Source organism: Paenirhodobacter sp. YD-8, assembly GCF_056590935.1.
In genome coordinates this window covers 1,584,691-1,603,886 of sequence record NZ_CM152649.1, presented here as the reverse complement: position 1 = coordinate 1,603,886, position 19,196 = coordinate 1,584,691, and the positions used below count along the sequence as shown (strand labels likewise).

Below are 19,196 nucleotides of genomic sequence, written 5' to 3'. Positions count from 1 at the left end.
CTCCCTCAGTGACCGGCGAGCGCCGCGAGATCGGCGGGCAGGCTGGCGTGATAGTTCTGGATCAGCTGGGCCACCGAAGGCCCGATGATGTCAAGGATCAGGTTCGGGCAGAAGCCGAGGATCAGCGTCGCCGCGATCAGCGGCGCGAAGATCGCCTTCTCGCGGGTGCTCATGTCCTGGATCGTCTTCAGGCTTTCCTTGATCAGCTCGCCGAAGACGACGCGGCGATAGAGCCACAGCGCGTAGGAGGCCGAGAGGATCACGCCCGTCGCCGCCACCAGCGCCACCCAGGTGTTGACCTGGAAGGTGCCCATCATGGTGAGGAATTCACCGATGAAGCCCGAGGTGCCCGGCAGGCCGATGTTGGCCATGGTGAAGAACATGAAGACCAGCGCATAGCGCGGCATCCGCACCGCAAGCCCGCCATAGGCGTCGATCTCGCGGGTGTGCATCCGGTCATAGATCACGCCGACCGCAAGGAAGAGCGCGCCCGAGACGAAGCCGTGGCTCAGCATCTGGAAGATCGCGCCGTCGACGCCCTGCTGGTTCGCCGCGAAGATGCCCATGGTGACATAGCCCATGTGCGCCACCGACGAATAGGCGATCAGCTTCTTCATGTCGGATTGCGCCAGCGCGACGAGCGAGGTGTAGACGATGGCGATCGCCGACATCCAGAACACCACCGGGGTCAGCACCTCGGAGCCCACCGGGAACATCGGCAGCGAGAAGCGCAGGAAGCCGTAGCCGCCCATCTTCAGCATCACCGCCGCCAGGATCACCGAGCCCGCCGTCGGCGCCTGAACGTGCGCGTCGGGCAGCCAGGTGTGCACCGGCCACATCGGCATCTTCACCGCGAAGGAGGCGAAGAAGGCCAGGAACAGCAGCGTCTGCATGCCGCCCACGACGTGGAAGCCCAGCACGGCGAAGCTGTCGGTCGGGAACTTGTGGGTCAGCAGCGTGACGATGTCGGTGGTGCCCGCTTCCATGTACATCGCGACCATCGCCACCAGCATCAGCACCGAGCCGAGGAAGGTGTAGAGGAAGAACTTGAAGGTCGCGTAGATCCGGTTCGGCCCGCCCCAGATGCCGATGATCAGGAACATCGGGATCAGCGAGGCTTCGAAGAACAGGTAGAACAGCACCAGATCAAGCGCGGTGAACACGCCGATCATCAGCCCCTCGAGCACGAGGAAGGCGATCATGTATTCCTTGACCCGCTTCTCGACGTGCCAGGCCGAGGCGATGGTCAGCGGCATGATGAAGGTGGTGAGCAGCACGAACAGGATCGAGATCCCGTCGACGCCCATCTTGTACTTCAGGCCCATGATCCAGTCGCGGTCCTCGACGAACTGGAAGCCGGTGTTCGAGGCGTCGAAGCCGCCGAGCAGGAAGAGCGAGATCAGGAAGGTCGCCGAGGTGATCAGCAGCGCCGCCCATTTCGCATTGCGGTCCGCCGCGGGCGTCCCGCCCTTCAGCACCAGCGCCAGGATCGCCGCCGATACCAGGGGAGTGAACGTGATGATGGAAAGAAGGTTTTCCATTAGTGAGACCCCCCGGTCAGGACGACCCAGAACATGAGCACCACGATGCCGATGACCATGGCGAAGGCGTAGTGGAAGAGATAGCCGGACTGGACGCGGCCGGCGAGGCGGGTCAGCGCCGGCACGATGCCAAGCGCGACCCCGTTGATCGCCCCGTCGATGGTGGCGCCGTCACCCTTCTTCCAGAAGAAGGCGCCGAGCCACTTGGCGGGACGGATGAAGATAACGTTGTAGAGCTCGTCGAAATACCACTTGTTCAGCAGGAAGCGGTAGAGCACCGGCTGCGCCTTGGCGAGTTTCGCCGGCAGCGCCGGATTGACGATGTAGAACAGCCACGACAGCGTCAGACCGATCAGCATCGCGATGAAGGGCGAGACCTTGGCCCAGGTCGGCGCCGCATGGGCGTCTTCCATCACCTTGGTGCTCTCCTCGCTCATGTAGATCGCGCCCTGCGGTGCGTGGCCCTCGGCCACCGCATGACCTTCGGTCGCGGCAACGGCATGGCCCTCGGCCGCCGGCGCCTCGGTCGCGACGCCTTCCGGCATCGCCTCGGTCCCGGCCTCGGCCATCTGCGCCTCGTGCTGCGGCATGCCGAAGAAGGCGAGCATCTTGTCGTGGTTGCCGAAGAAGCTGTTGTACCAGACCATGCCGGCGAAGATCGCGCCGATGGCCAGCACGCCAAGCGGCACCAGCATCACCATCGGGCTTTCATGCGCGTGCTCGTGGGTGTGGTGATCGCCCTTCTCCTTGCCGAAGAAGGTCATGAAGATCAGACGCCACGAGTAGAACGAGGTGAAGCCCGCGGCGATCACCAGCATCCAGAAGGCATAGCCCGAGCCGGACCCGAAGGCGCTCTCGATGATCGCGTCCTTCGACAGGAAGCCCGCGAGGCCGAACGAGGTCAGCGGCACGCCGACGCCGGTGATGGCGAGGGTGCCGATCACCATGATCCAGTAGGTGAAGGGGATCTTCTTGCGCAGTGCGCCGTAGTTGCGCATGTCCTGCTCGTGGTGCATCGCGTGGATCACCGAGCCGGCGCCGAGGAACAGCATCGCCTTGAAGAAGGCGTGGGTCAGCAGGTGGAACATCGCCGCCGAATAGATGCCGACGCCCGCCGCCACGAACATGTAGCCAAGCTGCGAACAGGTCGAATAGGCGATGACGCGCTTGATGTCGTTCTGCACGAGGCCCACGGTCGCCGCGAAGAAGGCGGTGGTGGCGCCGATGTAGACGATGAACATCTTCGCCTGCGGGGCGAATTCGTAAAGCGGCGACATCCGCGACACCAGGAACACGCCCGCGGTCACCATGGTCGCGGCGTGGATCAGCGCCGACACCGGCGTCGGGCCTTCCATCGCGTCCGGCAGCCAGGTGTGCAGGAACAGCTGCGCCGATTTGCCCATGGCACCGATGAACAGCAGGAAGCCGATCAGGTTCGCCGCGTTCCAGTCGCGCCACAGGAAGTGCAGGTTCTCCTGCGCCAGCGTCGGCGCGGCCGCGAAGACCTCGTCGAACTTCAGCGTGCCGGTCAGGTAGAAGATCGCGAACATGCCGAGCAGGAAGCCGAAGTCGCCGACGCGGTTGACCACGAAGGCCTTGATCGCCGCGGCGCCGGCCGAGGGCTTCTTGTAGTAGAAGCCGATCAGCAGGTAGGACGCGAGCCCCACGCCTTCCCAGCCGAAGAACATCTGCACCAGGCTGTCCGCCGTCACCAGCGACAGCATGGTGAAGGTGAAGAGCGACAGATAGGCGAAGAAGCGCGCCTTGTAGGCCTCGTCATGGCCCCAGGCCGGGTCATGCGCCATGTAGCCCCAGCTGTAGAGGTGCACCAGCGCCGAGACCGTGGTGACGACGATCAGCATGATCGCGGTCAGCCGGTCGAGCCGGATGCCCCAGCTGACATCGAGCGCGCCCGAGCGGATGAAGTCGAACAGGTGGATGTGGCGGGTGACGCCGTCGAAGCCGAGGAAGGTGACCCAGCTCAGCGCGCAGGCGAGGAACAGGAGGCCCGTGGTCAGCGCCATCGCCCCCTTCTCGCCGATCAGCCGCCAGCCGAAGCCGCCGACGACCGCCCCCAGAAGGGGTGCCAGAAGAATGATCGTTTCCATGAGCACTTACCCCTTCATCACGTTGACGTCTTCCACGGCGATCGAGCCGCGGTTGCGGAAGAAGACCACGAGGATCGCGAGGCCGATCGCCGCCTCGGCGGCGGCCACGGTCAGCACGAACATCGTGAAGACCTGCCCCACCAGATCGCCCGAGAAGGACGAGAAGGCGACGAGGTTGATGTTCACCGCAAGCAGCATCAGTTCGATCGACATCAGGATGACGATGACGTTCTTGCGGTTCACGAAGATCCCGAAGATCCCGGTGACGAACAGCGCTGCCGCCACGCCCAGATAATGTTCAAGTCCGATCATCGCTGTCCCTCCGGAGCGCGCGCCCCGTTTTCCCTTGCCCGTTTCGTTCGTCGCAGCAGCTCATCACAGCCCCTGCCCCGGTTTCACATCCACCAGCTCGAGCGACTTCGCCGGATCGCGGTGCATCTGCGCGAGCACGTTCTGCCGCTTGATGTCGGTGCGGTGGCGCAGCGTCAGCAGGATCGCCCCGATCATCGCCACGAGCAGGATCAGACCCGCCGCCTGGAAGAGGTAGATGTACTTGTCATAGATCAGCAGCCCGAGCGCCTCGGTGTTCTGCACGCCCTCGGGGGTGGGCGCCGCATGCAGCGCCTGCGCGCCGTCGGCCGACTGCCAGGCGCCGAAGCCCATGCCGAGCATCAGCAGCATGATGACGCCCATCAGCAGGCCGAGCGGCATGTAGCGCACCAGCTCGCCCTTCAGCGCGGCGAAGTCGACGTCGAGCATCATCACCACGAAGAGGAAGAGCACCGCGACCGCGCCGACATAGACGATGATCAGCAGCATCGCGACGAATTCCGCGCCCAGAAGCACGAACAGCCCCGAGGCCGAGAGGAAGGTCAGGATCAGCCAGAGCACCGAATGCACGGGGTTCTTGGACAGGACCACCATCAGGCCCGCGACCACCGCGACCACGGCGAAGAGGTAGAATGCAAACACCGTCATGTGTTTTCCCCCGATTTTTCGTCAAACACCGAACGCGCGATCTCCAGCGCCCGGGTCATGGCGGGAACGCCGCCGAACATGCTCATCTGGAAGATCACCTCGGCGATCTCCCGCTGCGAGGCGCCCGCCTCCATCGCGTGACGGATGGCCAGACGCAGCTGTGCATCCGCCTGCGCGCCCAGCACGGTGAGCGCCGCGATCGTCACCAGAAGGCGCGTGCGCGCGTCCAGCCCCTCGCGGTTGAAGGTCTTGCCGAACCACATCTCCATCATGTCCTTCGACATGGTGGGGATGAGCTTTTCGAAGGCGACGGGATTGAAACTTTCCAAAGCCGGGTTGAACAGGCGGGCCATCTCGGCCCCCTGCTCCATCATCGCCGAGAACAGTTTCGAGAATTCCTCGGTCATCTGTAGGGCGCATCCAGCTCGAGGTTGCGGGCGATCTCGGATTCCCAGCGGGCGCCGTTATCGAGAAGCTTCGCCTTGTCGTAGAACAGCTCCTCGCGGGTCTCGGTGGCGAATTCGAAGTTCGGCCCCTCGACGATCGCATCGACCGGGCAGGCTTCCTGGCAGAAGCCGCAGTAGATGCACTTCGTCATGTCGATGTCGTAGCGCGTGGTGCGGCGCGAGCCGTCCTCGCGCGGTTCGGCATCGATGGTGATCGCCTGGGCGGGGCAGATCGCCTCGCACAGCTTGCAGGCGATGCAGCGCTCTTCCCCGTTCGGATAGCGGCGCAGCGCATGCTCGCCGCGGAAGCGCGGGCTGATCGGCCCCTTCTCGTGCGGGTAGTTGATCGTGGGCTTGGGCGCCACGAAGTACTTCATGCCAAGGCCGAAACCCTTGAAGAAGTCGAACAGCAGGAAGTATTTGGCCGCGCGTGCGTAATCGAAAGCCATGGATCAGCCCCCCATCGTCCAGCGGGCCCAGAAGGCGCCGAGGACCTCATATTTCGCCAGGAATGCCACGATCACCACCCAGGCGAGCGACATCGGCAGGAACACCTTCCAGCCGATCCGCATCAGCTGGTCGTAGCGGTAGCGCGGCACGATCGCCTTCACCATCGCGAAGATGAAGAAGCACAGCAACATCTTGCCCACCAGCCACAGCACGCCGTCGGGCAGGCCGGGGATCGGGCTGAGCCAGCCGCCGAGGAACAGCAGCGACACGAGCGCGCACATCAGCACCACCGCCATCAGCTCGCCGATCATGAACAGCAGGAACGGGGTCGAGCTGTATTCGACCTGATAGCCGGCAACGAGTTCCGATTCAGCTTCGGGAAGGTCGAAGGGCGGACGGTTGGTCTCGGCCAGCGCCGAGATGAAGAACAGCGCCACCATCGGCAGGTGGGGCAGCCAGTACCAGCCGAAGATGCCATAGCTGGTCTTCTGCGCCTCGACGATCGCGCCGAAGTTCATCGAGCCGGTCGAGATGATCACGCCGATGATGATCAGGCCGAGCGAGACCTCGTAGGAGATCATCTGCGCGGCCGAGCGCAGCGAGCCGAGGAACGGGTATTTCGAGTTCGACGCCCAGCCCCCCATGATCACGCCGTACACCTCGAGCGACGAGACCGCGAAGATGTAGAGGATCGCGACGTTGATGTCCGAGATCACCCAGCCGGTGTTGAACGGGATCACCGCCCAGGCGATCACCGGCAGGATGAAGCTCAGCATCGGCGCGATGAAGTAGACCGCCTTGTCGGCGCCCGCCGGCACGACGATTTCCTTCACGATATACTTCAGGAAGTCGGCGAAGCTCTGCAGCAGGCCGAAGGGGCCCACCACGTTCGGACCGCGACGGATCTGCACCGCCGCCCAGACCTTGCGGTCGGCATACATCAGAAAGGCCAGCGCCACGAGGATGCAGACCGTGACCAGAAGGCACTGCCCGAGGATGAGCAGGAAAGTGCCAAAAGGTGTTGCAAGAAACTCAGCCATTTTGTCCCTCAGACCGCCTTGTCTTTCAAACCGTCGGTATACCTTGATCCGCGCAGTCGCCGACCGTCACCTGAGCGTCGATCGTCTTCAGTCCGCGGGGCAGAGCGGCGGAGATCAGATAGACCGCATCCGCCTGCCAAGTTCCGTTTTCATGGTCGATCTTCGTGCGGATGTGCCGCGCGAAGCCGTAGCCGCGGATCAGCGCATATTGCGCCGCCGCACAGGTGGCATAATCGACCACCGCCGTATCGTCCTTCGCCCCGCGCAGCGCGACGCGAAAATCGACCAGATCGCCTTCGAGGAGACGGGTCTCGACCCCCTCGTAGACGATCTTCGAGGGCGCGGCCCCTTCCGCCGGCGCACAGGCCGCCAGCCCGGCCAGAAGGCCGGGGGCGACGCGCGCAAGGGTGGAAAGCCGCGCCATTCGTGTCACTCCGCCGCAAGCGCCGAACCGGCCGCGCGCGTCTTGGCGAGGGCCGAGCATTCGGCCATCACCACCGAGGCCCGCGCGATCGGGTTGGTGAAGTAGAAGTCATGGATCGCCGGGCGGAAGGTCGCGGCGCCCATGTCGCGAGCCGCGACCGGGGTCCAGCCGTTCGCCGGCACGGTGTCGACCTGGGCGAGATGCGGCACCGCCGCGATCAGCGCCTTGCGCAGACCGGCCAGCGAATTCCACGGCTGCGTGCGGCCGAGCTCGGCCGACAGCGCGCGCAGGATCGCCCAGTTTTCCTTCGCCTCGCCGGGCGCGAAGCCCGCGCGGAAGGCGAGCTGCGGCCGGCCTTCGGTGTTGACGAAGAGGCCGTTTTCCTCGGTGTAGGCGGCGCCCGGCAGGATGATATCCGCCCGGTTCGCGCCGCGGTCGCCGTGGCTGCCCTGATAGATCACGAAGGGGCCACCTTCCGAACGCGGGGTGATTTCCACCTCGTCGGCGCCGAGGTTGTAGATCACCTCCACACCCTCGACCGCGGCCAGAAGCCCGCCCTCGGTCACCGCGCCCACGTCCATCGCGCCGACGCGACCGGCCGCGGTGTGCAGCATCATGTACTTGCCGCCGAGCTTCTCGGCGAGCGCCATCGCATGGGCGATCACCGCCTCGCCATCGGCTTCCGAGACGGCGCCCTGCCCGACGATCACCAGCGCGCCCTCGACCGGGGTGGCCTCGGCCACCGCCTTCGCCAGCGCCGCGCGGTCGGTGCCGAGCGCGGTATAGTCATAGGTCAGATCGACCGCCGGCCCGATCAGCGAGACCACGGTGCCATGCGACCAGGCCTTGCGGATCCGCGCGTTCAGCACCGGCGCCTCGTCGCGCGGGTTGGAACCGATCAGCACGATCTGCTTGGCGCTGTCGATATCCGCGATCGCGGCATTGCCGACATAGGCCGAGCGGTTGCCCACCGGCAGGCGCGCGCCGTCGGTGCGGCACTCGACCGAGCCGCCAAGGCCCTCGACCAGCTGCTTGAGCGCGAAGGCCGCCTCGACCGGGGCCAGATCGCCCACGAGGCCGAGCACCTTCTTGCCGGTCATCGCCGCGGCGGCAGCGGAAAGCGCCTCGCCCCAGCTTGCCTTGCGCAGCTTGCCGCCCTCGCGGAGGTAGGGGCTGTCAAGCCGCTGCCGGCGCAGACCGTCCCAGATGAAGCGGGTCTTGTCCGAGATCCATTCCTCGTTCACCGCGTCATTGTTGCGCGGCAGGATGCGCTTCACTTCGCGGCCCTTGGTGTCGATGCGGATGTTCGAGCCGAGCGCGTCCATCACGTCGATCGATTCCGTCTTCGTCAGTTCCCAGGGCCGGGCGGTGAAGGCGTAGGGCTTCGAGGTCAGCGCACCGACCGGGCACAGGTCGATGATGTTGCCCTGCATGTTGCTGTCGAGCGTCAGGTTCAGATAGCTGGTGATCTCGCTGTCCTCGCCGCGCCCGGTCTGGCCCATCTGGGTGATGCCGGCCACTTCGGTGGTGAAGCGCACGCAGCGGGTGCAGCTGATGCAGCGGGTCATGCAGGTCTTGACCAGCGGCCCGAGGTTCAGGTCTTCCGACGCGCGCTTCGCCTCGCGGTAGCGCGAGAAGTCGACGCCATAGGCCATCGCCTGGTCCTGCAGGTCGCATTCGCCGCCCTGGTCGCAGATCGGGCAGTCAAGCGGGTGGTTGATGAGCAGGAACTCCATCACCCCTTCACGCGCCTTCTTCACCATCGGCGAGTTGGTCTTGATCACCGAGGGCTCGCCGTTCGGACCCGGGCGCAGGTCCTTGACCTGCATCGCGCACGACGCGGTGGGCTTCGGCGGGCCGCCGACGACTTCGACGAGGCACATGCGGCAGTTGCCCGCGATCGAGAGCCGCTCGTGATAGCAGAAGCGCGGCACCTCGATGCCGGCCTGCTCACAGGCCTGGATGATCGTCAGGTTCGGATCAACCTCGACCTCGTGGCCGTCGATGATGATTTTGCGCGTGTTCGACATGCTCTGATCCGTCAGTTGCCAAGGGCGCGGGCACCCGCGCGGTGTTTCGGTTGGAGGCTCATGCGCAGCCCCCCGGGAAAACCCAGGCGCCACCCTGGAAATTGTCTTCGGGCGAGGAATTCACGCGGCCGCCGCACAGCGCATCTGCCGCACGCCGCGCCTCGGCGCCCTCGGAATAATCGAAGGCCCGGGCCTTGCGGGTGACGACAAGCGCCCCCATCTCCCCTTTCGACGCGGCATAGCCCGCCACGACAGGTGCCGCTTCTGGCGCCTGCGGGGCGGTGCAGGCCGCAAGGGCCAGCGCGCCGAGAGAAAGGGGAAGGGCCGCGTTCATCGTTGCCTCACTCTGCCGCCATCGCGCCCATGCGGCCGGTCTTGCGGGCCTTGATGCGATCCTCGATCTCTTCGCGGTAGTGCCGGATGAGACCCTGGATCGGCCAGGCGGCCGCATCGCCAAGCGCACAGATCGTGTGGCCCTCGACCTGCTTCGTCACGTTGAAGAGCATGTCGATTTCCTCGATCTCGGCTTCGCCGGTCACCAGACGGTCCATCACCCGCATCATCCAGCCGGTGCCTTCGCGGCAGGGCGTGCACTGGCCGCAGCTCTCGTGCTTGAAGAACTTCGCCAGACGCCAGATCGCCTTGATGATGTCGGTCTGCTGATCCATCACGATCATGCAGGCGGTGCCGAAGGACGACTTCAGCTCGCGCATCCCGTCGTAATCCATGATCGCGTCTTCGCACAGCGCCGCCGGCAGGACGGGGCACGAGGCGCCGCCCGGGATGACCGCCTTCAGGTTCTTCCAGCCGCCGCGCACGCCACCGCCATGCTTCTCGATCAGTTCCTTCATCGAGATCGACATCGATTCCTCGATGACGCAGGGGGTGTTGATGTGGCCCGACATGGCAAACAGCTTGACGCCGGTGTTGTTCGGACGGCCGAACGACGCATACCAGGCGGCGCCGCGGCGCAGGATCGACGGCACGACGGCGATCGATTCCACGTTGTTCACCGTGGTCGGGCAGCCATAGAGACCCGAGCCCGCCGGGAACGGCGGCTTCATCCGCGGCATCCCCTTCTTGCCCTCGAGGCTTTCGAGCAGCGCGGTTTCCTCGCCGCAGATATAGGCGCCGGCCCCGTGGTGCAGGTAGACGTCGTAATCGAAGCCCGACTTGCAGGCGTTCTTGCCGATCAGCCCCGCCTCATAGCATTCGTCGATCGCCTTCTGCAGCGCTTCCTTCTCGCGGATGTATTCGCCGCGGATGTAGATATAGGCGGCGCTCGCGCCCATGGCGAAACCGGCGATCAGCGCGCCCTCGATCAGCGTGTGCGGATCGTGGCGCATGATCTCGCGGTCCTTGCAGGTCGCGGGTTCGGATTCGTCGGCGTTGATGACGAGGAACGAGGGCCGGCCGTCCGACTGCTTCGGCATGAAGGACCATTTCAGCCCGGTCGGGAAGCCCGCACCACCGCGCCCGCGCAGGCCCGAGGCCTTCACCTGCTCGATGATCCAGTCGCGGCCATTGGCCAGGATGTTCGCCGTGCCGTCCCAGTGGCCGCGCATCATTGCGCCTTTCAGGGAGCGGTCGTGCATCCCGTAAAGGTTGGTAAAGATCCGGTCCTGATCTTTCAGCATGTCACTTCCCTCAGTTGCGCGGCCGCCGGTGTCCCGGCCCCCGTTGCGCCCGAACCGGCGCGAAATCCCTTGTCGCCGCGGGCCGAAGCCTCAGCGGTCCTTGCCCGTCGCGGCAGCGGGAGGAGCGATCCCCTCCCCGTCCGCCGTCTTCCTCTCGGCCGCGGCCCGCGCCCGATCAAGCGCCGCCGGCGGCAGGGCGAAGCGACGGTCGAGCCCGTCGCAAAAGCCCCAGACGAAGACCGCCCCCGCAAGCAGGAAGGCGATCAGGCCGAGAAAGAGCGCCGCCGCGGTTCCAAGCGAGGAGTGCACGAGGAGCCCGGTCAGAAGGCCCGTGATCGCGCCCCATGTCCATGCCCTGATCCTGCAGCCCGCCTCGAACCCGCTCATCGTCTCCTTCCGGCCCTTGCGCCGTCTCCCGGGCCCCTGCGGGCCCCGGGTCTCACTCCGTCGCGGCCTTCGCCGCCTTCTCCGCAGCCACCTGCTGCACGGCCGACTTCGGCCGCTCGGTGCCCATCACGCCGATCGGCGCGCGCTGGCCCGACATCTGCCACGGCGCACGCAGCGGCACTTCGGTGCCGTCGATGCGCTTGATCGTGTCGCCGATCGCGACCGCAAGGCCCACGGTGCCGTTGTACTCCTCGCGGTCGCCCTTGCTGTCCAGCAGCGCGACCTGCTCGCCCGCCCGTTCCGACGAGAAGCGGCCGGTCTGCGAACCGGGACGCGGGGTCTGGCCGGCGGCCATGGTTTCGATCAGCTTCGCGAGGCTCTCTTCGCTGAGATCCTCGTAATAATCCTTGCCGATCGCCGCCATCGGCGCGTTCGCGCAGGCGCCGAGGCACTCGACCTCTTCCCAGCTGAACTTGCCGTCCTTCGACAGCTCGAAGGCATGCGGCGCGATCTTTTCCTTGCAGACCTTGATCAGGTCCTCGGCGCCGCAGATCATGCACGACGTGGTGCCGCAGACCTGGATATGGGCGACCGAGCCCACCGGAGCGAGCTGGAACATGAAGTAGAAGGTCGCGACCTCGAGCGCGCGGATATAGGGCATGCCCAGCATGTCCGCGACATATTCGATCGCCGGTTTCGACAGCCACCCCTCCTGTTCCTGCGCGCGGAACAGCAGCGGGATGATCGCCGAGGCCTGACGGCCCACCGGATATTTGGTGATCTGCGCCTGCGCCCAGGCGAGGTTCGCGGGCGAGAACTCAAACGAAGCGGGCTGCTCGTGATGAAGACGACGGAGCATTAGCGGTCAACCTCCCCGAACACGATATCGAGCGTGCCGATGATGGCCGAAACATCGGCGAGTTGGTGGCCACGGGAGATCTCATCCATCGACTGCAGATGCGAATAGCCCGGGGCGCGGATCTTGGCGCGGTAGGGTTTGTTGGTGCCATCGGACACCAGGAAGACACCGAATTCGCCCTTCGGTGCCTCGACGGCGGCGTAGACCTCGCCGGCCGGGACGTGGAAGCCCTCGGTGTAAAGCTTGAAGTGGTGGATCAGGCTTTCCATGTTGCGCTTCATGTCGCCGCGCTTCGGCGGGGTCATCTTGCCGCGCGCCAGCACGTCGCCCTGGTTCTCGGGCAGGCGAAGCTTGGCGATCGCCTGAAGGATGATCTTGGTCGACTCGCGCATCTCGGCCATGCGGACGAGGTAGCGGTCATAGCAGTCGCCGTTCTTGCCGACGCAGACCTTGAAGTCGAACTCGTCATAGCATTCGTAGGGCTGGCTGCGGCGCAGGTCCCAGGCAAAGCCCGAGCCGCGCACCATCACGCCGGTATAGCCCCAGTCCGAGATTTCCTTCTCGGTGATGATCGCGATGTCGACGTTGCGCTGCTTGAAGATCCGGTTCTCGGTCAGCAGCCCGTCGATGTCGTCGAGCTTCTGGGGGAATTCCTTCGCCCACTCCTCGATGTCGTCAATGAGCTTCGGCGGCAGGTCCTGATGGACGCCACCGGGGCGGAAGTAGTTCGAGTGGAGCCGCGCACCGCAGGCCCGCTCGTAGAAGATCATCAGCTTCTCGCGTTCCTCGAAGCCCCACAGCGGCGGGGTCAGCGCGCCGACGTCCATCGCCTGCGTGGTGACGTTCAGCAGGTGGTTCAGGATACGGCCGATTTCCGAGTAGAGCACGCGGATCAGCTGCGCCCGCCGCGGCACCTCGGTGCCGGTCAGCCGCTCGATCGCGAGACACCAGGCGTGTTCCTGGTTCATCGGCGCGACATAGTCGAGACGGTCGAAATAGGGCAGGTTCTGCAGGTAGGTGCGGCTTTCCATCAGCTTTTCGGTGCCGCGGTGCAGCAGGCCGATATGCGGGTCCGCGCGCTCGACGATCTCGCCGTCAAGCTCCAGCACCATGCGCAGCACGCCGTGCGCGGCAGGGTGCTGCGGGCCGAAGTTGATGTTGAAGTTGCGGATGCGCTGTTCGCCCGTCAGCACATCGTGCGAGCCGTCATCGTAGGAATTCTGCCGGATGTCGCCGTCCATGGTCCAACCTCTGTCTTGTCCTGTCCGCCGGGCCACGGGAGCCCGACGCGAGGATCAGCCCTGCTTTTCGTCGCCGGGCAGAATGTAATGCGCGCCTTCCCAGGGGGAGAGGAAATCGAACTGCCGATATTCCTGCACAAGCTTCACCGGCTCGTAGACGACGCGCTTGAGCACCTCGTCATAGCGCACCTCGACATAGCCCGTCGTCGGGAAGTCCTTGCGCAGCGGATGGCCGCGGAAGCCGTAGTCGGTGAGGATGCGGCGCAGGTCCGGGTGACCCGAGAACAGGATGCCATACATGTCGAACACTTCGCGCTCGCACCAGTTGGCGTTCGGGAAGGCCTCGACGATCGAGGGGCACATCTCGTCCTCGCGCAGCGCCGCCTTCACGCGGATGCGCTGGTTGCGCCACATCGACAGGAACAGCCAGACCATGTCGAAGCGCGCCGGACGTTCCGGCCAGTCGACGGCGGTCAGCTCGATCAGCGTCGAGAAACGGCAGTTCGGATCGTCGCGCAGGAATTCCACGAACTCGAGGATCGAGCCGGGCGTGACGGTGACACAGAGTTCGCCAAAGGCGATCTCGGTCTTCAGCACGTCGGCCGAGCGCTTGTGCTCGATGTGGGCGGCCAGTTCCTTCAGGGCTTCGTCGCTCATTCTTCTCTCCCCTCAGCGGACCAGCGTGCCGGTGCGGCGGATCTTCCGCTGCAGCTGCAAGATGCCGTAGAGCAGCGCCTCGGCCGAGGGCGGGCAGCCCGGCACGTAGATGTCGACCGGGACGATCCGGTCACAGCCGCGCACCACTGAGTAGCTGTAGTGATAGTAACCGCCGCCGTTCGCGCAGGACCCCATCGAGATCACATAGCGCGGCTCGGGCATCTGGTCATAGACCTTGCGCAGCGCGGGCGCCATCTTGTTCGTCAGCGTGCCCGCGACGATCATCACGTCGGACTGGCGCGGCGAAGCGCGCGGCGCGGTGCCGAAACGTTCGAGGTCATAGCGCGGCATCGAGACCTGCATCATCTCGACGGCGCAGCAGGCCAGACCGAAGGTCATCCAGTGCAGCGAACCGTTGCGCGCCCAGTTGATCAGGTCTTCGGTCGAGGTCAGCAGGAAGCCCTTGTCCTGCAGCTCCTTGTTCAGGGCCTGGGTCGCGGCTTCCTTGTCGGCTCCCGCGGTATTGGCAGAGGTCATCACGCCCATTCCAGCGCCCCTTTCTTCCATTCATAGGCAAAGCCGATGGTCAGCACGCCGAGGAACACCATCATCGACCAGAAGCCCACCATGCTCAGCGACCCGAAGGCCACCGCCCAGGGGAACAGGAAGGCCACTTCGAGGTCGAAGATGATGAACAGGATCGAGACGAGGTAGAAGCGCACGTCGAACTTCATGCGCGCATCGTCGAAGGCGTTGAAACCGCATTCGTAAGCCGAGACCTTTTCCGGGTCCGGGTTGCGCACGGCCAGCACGACCGCGGCAAGGACCAGGACAAGCCCGAGCACGATGGCCAATGCAAGGAAGATGAGGATGGGAAGATATTCACGCAGCATGTCGTGCACTGGTTGGCTCCCTTGTGACGCGACCGAGTGTCGCGCAGGTTCCGGCTGAGCGAGCAATATCGCCGCCTCCCGGCCGGGTCAACCGAGTGCCGCCGGTTTCGCCTGTGAAAAGTGCGATTTGTATACCGCTGCACACCGCTTCGGCAAACCGGGCGGCCCTGCCCCGCGAGCAAGAGAACAAGGGCCCGCACGCGGTTGCGCACGGGCCCGAAGCCTTGGCAAACCCGAGAGAATCCCTCGGGTCTGGCGCGTTTCGTCAGGCGCACCAGCCCGGTTTGCGCCGGTCGAAGAAGGCGGCGATTCCCTCTCCTGCCTCGGCTGTTTCCCAACGCGCGACGAGGGCGGCGACGGTCGCCTCCTGCACCGCGGCATCGATCGGCGGCGCGAGCCTCCGGATCAGCGCCTTGGCATCGGCGACGGCGCCCGGCGCACAGCTCAGATAGGGCTCGACCTCGGCCTCGATCGCGGCCTCGAGGTCCGCCGGCGCGACGACGCGCGCCAGAAGGTTCAGCGTCTCGGCCTCGGTCGCCTCGAACAGCCGCGCCGACATGAAGACGCGCCGCGCCTTCGCCGGGCCCATGCGGGCGACGACATAGGGAGAGATCGTCGCCGGCGTCAGGCCGAGCCGGGTCTCGGTCAGCCCGAAGCGCGCGCCGCTGACGCCGACGGCCACGTCGCACACCGACATCATGCCGATACCGCCGCCGAAGGCATTGCCCTGCACCCGGCCGATCACCGGCTTCGGGCAGCGATCGAGCGCGCTGAGCATGCCGGCAAGCCGGCGCGCCCCCGCCGCGCGCTCCTCGGCGCTGGCCGTCATCTGCGCCTGCATCCATTTCAGATCGCCGCCGGCGCAGAAGCTTGCCCCCTCGGCCGCCAGCACCACCACCCGCACCGCGGGATCGGCGCCAAGCGCGCCGATGGCGGCGGTGATCTCGTCCATCATCTGCGCCGAGAGCGCATTGTGCTTCTCGGCGCGCGCCAGCCACAGATGCGCGACGCCGCGCGCGTCGATCTCGGTCCGGATCGTCTCGGTCATTGCCCCTGCCCTCTCATTTCCCGCGCAAGCGCCGCCGCCGCGCCGATCACCTCCATGTCGAGCCCGGTCTCGTAGCCGCGCCCGGCAAGCCACGCGGCCACCTTCTCGGTCGCGACATTGCCCTTCGCCCCCGGCGCATAGGGGCAGCCGCCAAGCCCGCCCACCGCGGCATCGAAGACCCGCAGCCCGGCGGCGAGCGCCGCCTCGATATTCTCGAGCGCGCGCCCCGCAGTGTCGTGGAAATGCCCGGCCAGACGGTCGGCCGGCATCTCCTCGAGCACCGCATCGAGCATCGCCGCCACGGTCTCGGGCCGGCCCTGCCCGATGGTGTCGCCCAGGCTGACCTCGTAACAGCCCATCTCGCGCAGCGCCGCGACGACGCGGGCCACCGCCACGGGCGGGGTCGGCCCGTCATAGGGGCAATCGGTGACGACCGAGACATAGCCACGCACCGGCATCTCGTCGGCCTGCGCCGCCTGCATCACCGCGCGGAAGCGATCGAGGCTTTCGGCAATCGAACAGTTCAGGTTCGCGCGCGAGAACCCCTCCGAGGCCGAGGCGAAGATCGCCACCTCGTCCACGCCCGCCGCCCGCGCGCCCTCATAGCCCTTCAGGTTCGGCGTCAGCGCGGCATAGCGCACGCCGGGCGCCCGCGAGATGCCGGCCAGCACCTGCGCCCCGTCGGCCATCTGCGGCACCCATTTCGGACTGACGAACGACGCCACCTCGATCCGGCGGAACCCCGCGCGGCTCAGGCAATCGACCAGCGCGATCTTCTCCGCCGTCGGGATCAGGCGCTTTTCGTTCTGCAGCCCGTCGCGCGGGGCCATCTCGAAGATCTCGACCGTCTCAGCCATCGTTCAGCTCGTAGAAATCCTGGGTGTAGATCGCGCTCGCCCCGCCCTTCGCCACGGCGCGGCGATAGGCCGGACGTGCCTTGCAGCATTCGGCCCAGACGGCAAGCGACGAGAAGGCCTCGGGGCGGACGAAGCGAAACATCGCCTCGAGGTTGAAACCGAACATCACATCGGCGGCCGAGAAGCCGTCAAGCAGCCAGTCGCGGCCGGCCAGATGCGCCTCCATCGCCCGCATCGTCACCTCGAGCCGCTTCGTGTCGAGCTTCGTCAGCGCCGCCGAGCGCGCGCTTTCGGGGCGCAGGAAGATGTGGTGGATGTTGAGGTTCTGCAAGATGTTCGCCTGCGTCTCGGCGAAATGCAGCCATTGCAGGAAATCGGCCCGTTCGGGGGTTCCCGGGCGCGGCGCCAGCCGGCCGCGAGTCTCGGTCAGATATTCGACGATCGCCCCCGACTCGAAGATCACCCGTCCGTCGATTTCAAGCGCGGGGATCCGCCCGGCGGGCGAAAGCGCGCGGAACTCGGGGCTGCGCAGGCTGCCGTCGGTGAGCGACCAGATCTTCAGATCGGCGCGCTCGCCCAGCTCCTCGAGCAGCCACAGAACGCGGAACGAGCGCGAGCCCGGAACGTGATGCAGCCGGATCATGCGGCCTCCTCCTCGGTCTCGTCGGCAAGCCGGATCAGCGCCGCGCCGGCCTCGACCTGCGCGCCGGGTTCGACCAGCACCTCGGCCACGGTGCCGGCGCGGGCGGCCAGCATCGTGTGCTCCATCTTCATCGCCTCGAGCACGGCAAGCCGGTCGCCCTCCGACACCACCTGGCCGGGCGCGACGAAGACCGCCTTCACCAGCCCCGGCATCGGCGCGAGCGTCAGCCCCGAGGCCGGCCCCTCCGAGCGACGCGCGAGCGGATCTGGCCGCCCGAAGCGATAGGCCGCGCCCATGAAGACAGTGATCTCGTCGGCGCCGACATGGAAACGCGCGCCGGTCTTCGCGCCCTCGACCCACCAGCCATCGGGACGCAGCACGCAGTCCTGCGTGGTGCCCGCCACCGTCACCGTGACCCGCCCGGGCCCGGTCACCGCAAGGCTCGCGGGCTCCTCGAAGGGCACCGCGCGTATCAGCGGCGCCCAGAGGCTGAAGCCCGGTCCGGTTCCCCCGGCCAGCCCCGCCGCGGCGATCACCGCAAGCGCGCGCGCCGCCGCGGGCGGCTCGCAGGCCGCGGTCAGCGCGTCGATCTCGCGCCCGATCAGCCCGGTGTCGACATCGCCCGCGGCAAAGCCCGGGTGGCGGGCGAGTGCCCCCAGAAAGCCGAGGTTCGTCACCGTGCCCGCAACCTCAGTCTGTTCCAGCGCGCGCGCAAGCTGCGCCAGCGCCACCGCGCGGGTCGGGCCATGCGTCACCACCTTGGCGATCATCGGGTCATACCAGGGGCTGATCGTGTCGCCGGGGCGCACGCCGGTCTCGATCCGCGCCGCGCCGAAGGTGAGGTGGGCCAGGGTGCCGGTCGCGGGCAGGAAGCCTGCCGGCACGTCCTCGGCGTAAAGCCGGGCCTCGAAGGCGTGGCCGGTGATCGTCAGCTCGTCCTGGCGCAGCGGCAAGGGCTCGCCCGCCGCCACCCGCAGTTGCCATTCGACCAGATCGACGCCGGTGATCGCCTCGGTCACCGGATGCTCGACCTGCAGGCGCGTGTTCATCTCCATGAACCAGAAGCGGTCCTCGCGCAGCCCCTCGGAGGCGTCGACGATGAACTCGATCGTGCCGGCGCCACTGTAGCCGATCGCCTCGGCCGCGCGCACGGCGGCCTGCCCCATCGCGGCGCGCATCTCGGGCGTCATGCCCGGCGCGGGGGCCTCCTCGATCACCTTCTGGTGGCGGCGCTGCAACGAGCAGTCGCGCTCGAAGAGATGCACCGCCGAGGTGCCGTCGCCGAAGACCTGCACCTCGATATGGCGCGGCTTCTCGACGTATTTCTCGATCAGCACCGCTGGGTTGCCGAAGGCGGTCAGCGCCTCTCCCTGCGCGCTTGCCAGCGCCGCGGCGAAATCGGCGGGCCGGTCGACGCGGCGCATGCCCTTGCCGCCACCGCCCGCGACCGCCTTGATGAGCACCGGATAGCCCACCGCCTCGGCGGCACCCGCCAGATGCTCGGGGTCCTGGTTCGCGCCGTGATAGCCCGGCACCACAGGCACGCCCGCCTGCGCCATCAAGGCCTTCGCCGCGTCCTTCAGCCCCATCGCCCGGATCGCATCGCCCGAGGGGCCGATGAAGACCAGCCCCGCCGCTTCGACCGCGTCGACGAACTCGGGGTTTTCCGAGAGAAACCCATAGCCCGGGTGGATCGCCTCGGCCCCCGTGGCCCGCGCCGCGGCGATGATCGCCGCGCCGCGCAGATAGCTGTCACGCGGCGCCGGGCCGCCGATCAGAACGGCCTCGTCGGCAAGGGCGACATGGCGCGCGCCGGCGTCGGCCTCGGAATAGACGGCAACGGTCGCCACGCCCATGCGGCGCGCGGTGTCGATGACGCGACAGGCGATCTCGCCGCGGTTGGCGATCAGGATCTTGCGAAACATCGGCTCCTCCCAAGCTTGGATGTCGGAGGGGG

Annotated in this window: 21 protein-coding genes; all 21 read right to left on the bottom strand. The window is 66.5% G+C overall.

The features are described from left to right. Positions 1 to 5: 5 nt before the first annotated feature. The 21 genes from AC0QTQ_RS07880 to AC0QTQ_RS07780 all read right to left on the bottom strand — a co-directional run bounded on the left by AC0QTQ_RS07880 (position 6) and on the right by AC0QTQ_RS07780 (position 19,164). On the bottom strand, positions 6 to 1,541 hold the full coding sequence (locus tag AC0QTQ_RS07880; protein WP_121531341.1) for an NADH-quinone oxidoreductase subunit M: 1,536 nt from the start codon (positions 1,539 to 1,541) through the stop codon (positions 6 to 8). Further along, on the bottom strand, positions 1,541 to 3,649 hold the full coding sequence (gene nuoL, locus AC0QTQ_RS07875; protein WP_480258987.1) for an NADH-quinone oxidoreductase subunit L: 2,109 nt from the start codon (positions 3,647 to 3,649) through the stop codon (positions 1,541 to 1,543). The genes AC0QTQ_RS07880 and nuoL overlap by 1 nt, the downstream gene beginning before the upstream one ends. A 6-nt stretch (positions 3,650 to 3,655) precedes the next feature. Beyond that, positions 3,656 to 3,961: an NADH-quinone oxidoreductase subunit NuoK gene (gene nuoK / locus AC0QTQ_RS07870; RefSeq protein ID WP_121531345.1), complete on the bottom strand. Its 306-nt coding sequence runs from the start codon at positions 3,959 to 3,961 to the stop codon at positions 3,656 to 3,658. Positions 3,962 to 4,024: 63 nt separating this feature from the next. Then, on the bottom strand, positions 4,025 to 4,627 hold the full coding sequence (locus AC0QTQ_RS07865) for an NADH-quinone oxidoreductase subunit J (protein WP_128147061.1): 603 nt from the start codon (positions 4,625 to 4,627) through the stop codon (positions 4,025 to 4,027). After that, positions 4,624 to 5,034, bottom strand: a complete 411-nt coding sequence (locus AC0QTQ_RS07860) for a carboxymuconolactone decarboxylase family protein (protein ID WP_113901018.1) — start codon at positions 5,032 to 5,034, stop codon at positions 4,624 to 4,626. Before AC0QTQ_RS07860 ends, AC0QTQ_RS07865 begins: the two co-directional genes overlap by 4 nt. After that, on the bottom strand, positions 5,031 to 5,522 hold the full coding sequence (nuoI, locus tag AC0QTQ_RS07855) for an NADH-quinone oxidoreductase subunit NuoI (protein ID WP_121531349.1): 492 nt from the start codon (positions 5,520 to 5,522) through the stop codon (positions 5,031 to 5,033). The genes AC0QTQ_RS07860 and nuoI overlap by 4 nt, the downstream gene beginning before the upstream one ends. Positions 5,523 to 5,525: 3 nt before the next feature. Continuing rightward, positions 5,526 to 6,563: an NADH-quinone oxidoreductase subunit NuoH gene (nuoH, locus tag AC0QTQ_RS07850; RefSeq protein ID WP_113901020.1), complete on the bottom strand. Its 1,038-nt coding sequence runs from the start codon at positions 6,561 to 6,563 to the stop codon at positions 5,526 to 5,528. A gap of 25 nt (positions 6,564 to 6,588) precedes the next feature. Further along, positions 6,589 to 6,987 carry a hypothetical protein gene (locus AC0QTQ_RS07845; protein WP_121531351.1) on the bottom strand — a complete coding sequence of 133 codons (399 nt, stop codon included), beginning with the start codon at positions 6,985 to 6,987 and terminating at the stop codon, positions 6,589 to 6,591. Between the two features lie 5 nt (positions 6,988 to 6,992). Further along, a complete protein-coding gene (gene nuoG / locus AC0QTQ_RS07840; RefSeq protein ID WP_480258986.1) occupies positions 6,993 to 9,017 on the bottom strand; it encodes an NADH-quinone oxidoreductase subunit NuoG in 2,025 nt (674 codons plus the stop codon). 58 nt (positions 9,018 to 9,075) lie between these two features. Continuing rightward, complete coding sequence (locus AC0QTQ_RS07835) at positions 9,076 to 9,351, bottom strand: hypothetical protein (RefSeq protein ID WP_121531354.1); 276 nt, start codon at positions 9,349 to 9,351, stop codon at positions 9,076 to 9,078. A gap of 7 nt (positions 9,352 to 9,358) precedes the next feature. Further along, positions 9,359 to 10,654 (bottom strand): NADH-quinone oxidoreductase subunit NuoF, encoded by a 1,296-nt coding sequence (gene nuoF / locus AC0QTQ_RS07830; protein WP_121531356.1) that lies wholly within the window; start codon positions 10,652 to 10,654, stop codon positions 9,359 to 9,361. A gap of 90 nt (positions 10,655 to 10,744) precedes the next feature. Beyond that, the gene (locus tag AC0QTQ_RS07825) at positions 10,745 to 11,041 is read right to left on the bottom strand and encodes a hypothetical protein (protein WP_480258985.1); all 297 of its coding nucleotides are present in this window, start codon (positions 11,039 to 11,041) and stop codon (positions 10,745 to 10,747) included. Positions 11,042 to 11,093: 52 nt separating this feature from the next. Then, positions 11,094 to 11,900: an NADH-quinone oxidoreductase subunit NuoE gene (nuoE, locus tag AC0QTQ_RS07820; protein ID WP_480258984.1), complete on the bottom strand. Its 807-nt coding sequence runs from the start codon at positions 11,898 to 11,900 to the stop codon at positions 11,094 to 11,096. Then, complete coding sequence (locus tag AC0QTQ_RS07815; protein ID WP_121531362.1) at positions 11,900 to 13,141, bottom strand: NADH-quinone oxidoreductase subunit D; 1,242 nt, start codon at positions 13,139 to 13,141, stop codon at positions 11,900 to 11,902. Before AC0QTQ_RS07815 ends, nuoE begins: the two co-directional genes overlap by 1 nt. A gap of 54 nt (positions 13,142 to 13,195) precedes the next feature. After that, positions 13,196 to 13,798 carry an NADH-quinone oxidoreductase subunit C gene (locus AC0QTQ_RS07810; protein WP_121531364.1) on the bottom strand — a complete coding sequence of 201 codons (603 nt, stop codon included), beginning with the start codon at positions 13,796 to 13,798 and terminating at the stop codon, positions 13,196 to 13,198. A gap of 12 nt (positions 13,799 to 13,810) precedes the next feature. Continuing rightward, entirely contained in the window at positions 13,811 to 14,344 is a 534-nt protein-coding gene (locus AC0QTQ_RS07805) for a NuoB/complex I 20 kDa subunit family protein (protein ID WP_183077450.1), read from the bottom strand. Then, a complete protein-coding gene (locus tag AC0QTQ_RS07800; protein ID WP_121531366.1) occupies positions 14,335 to 14,700 on the bottom strand; it encodes an NADH-quinone oxidoreductase subunit A in 366 nt (121 codons plus the stop codon). The genes AC0QTQ_RS07805 and AC0QTQ_RS07800 overlap by 10 nt, the downstream gene beginning before the upstream one ends. A 256-nt stretch (positions 14,701 to 14,956) precedes the next feature. Next, positions 14,957 to 15,739: a crotonase/enoyl-CoA hydratase family protein gene (locus tag AC0QTQ_RS07795; protein ID WP_480258983.1), complete on the bottom strand. Its 783-nt coding sequence runs from the start codon at positions 15,737 to 15,739 to the stop codon at positions 14,957 to 14,959. After that, positions 15,736 to 16,596, bottom strand: a complete 861-nt coding sequence (locus tag AC0QTQ_RS07790) for a hydroxymethylglutaryl-CoA lyase (RefSeq protein WP_480258982.1) — start codon at positions 16,594 to 16,596, stop codon at positions 15,736 to 15,738. The genes AC0QTQ_RS07795 and AC0QTQ_RS07790 overlap by 4 nt, the downstream gene beginning before the upstream one ends. After that, complete coding sequence (locus AC0QTQ_RS07785; RefSeq protein WP_480258981.1) at positions 16,589 to 17,239, bottom strand: glutathione S-transferase family protein; 651 nt, start codon at positions 17,237 to 17,239, stop codon at positions 16,589 to 16,591. Before AC0QTQ_RS07785 ends, AC0QTQ_RS07790 begins: the two co-directional genes overlap by 8 nt. Beyond that, positions 17,236 to 19,164, bottom strand: a complete 1,929-nt coding sequence (locus AC0QTQ_RS07780; RefSeq protein ID WP_480258980.1) for an acetyl/propionyl/methylcrotonyl-CoA carboxylase subunit alpha — start codon at positions 19,162 to 19,164, stop codon at positions 17,236 to 17,238. The genes AC0QTQ_RS07785 and AC0QTQ_RS07780 overlap by 4 nt, the downstream gene beginning before the upstream one ends. Positions 19,165 to 19,196: the final 32 nt, after the last annotated feature.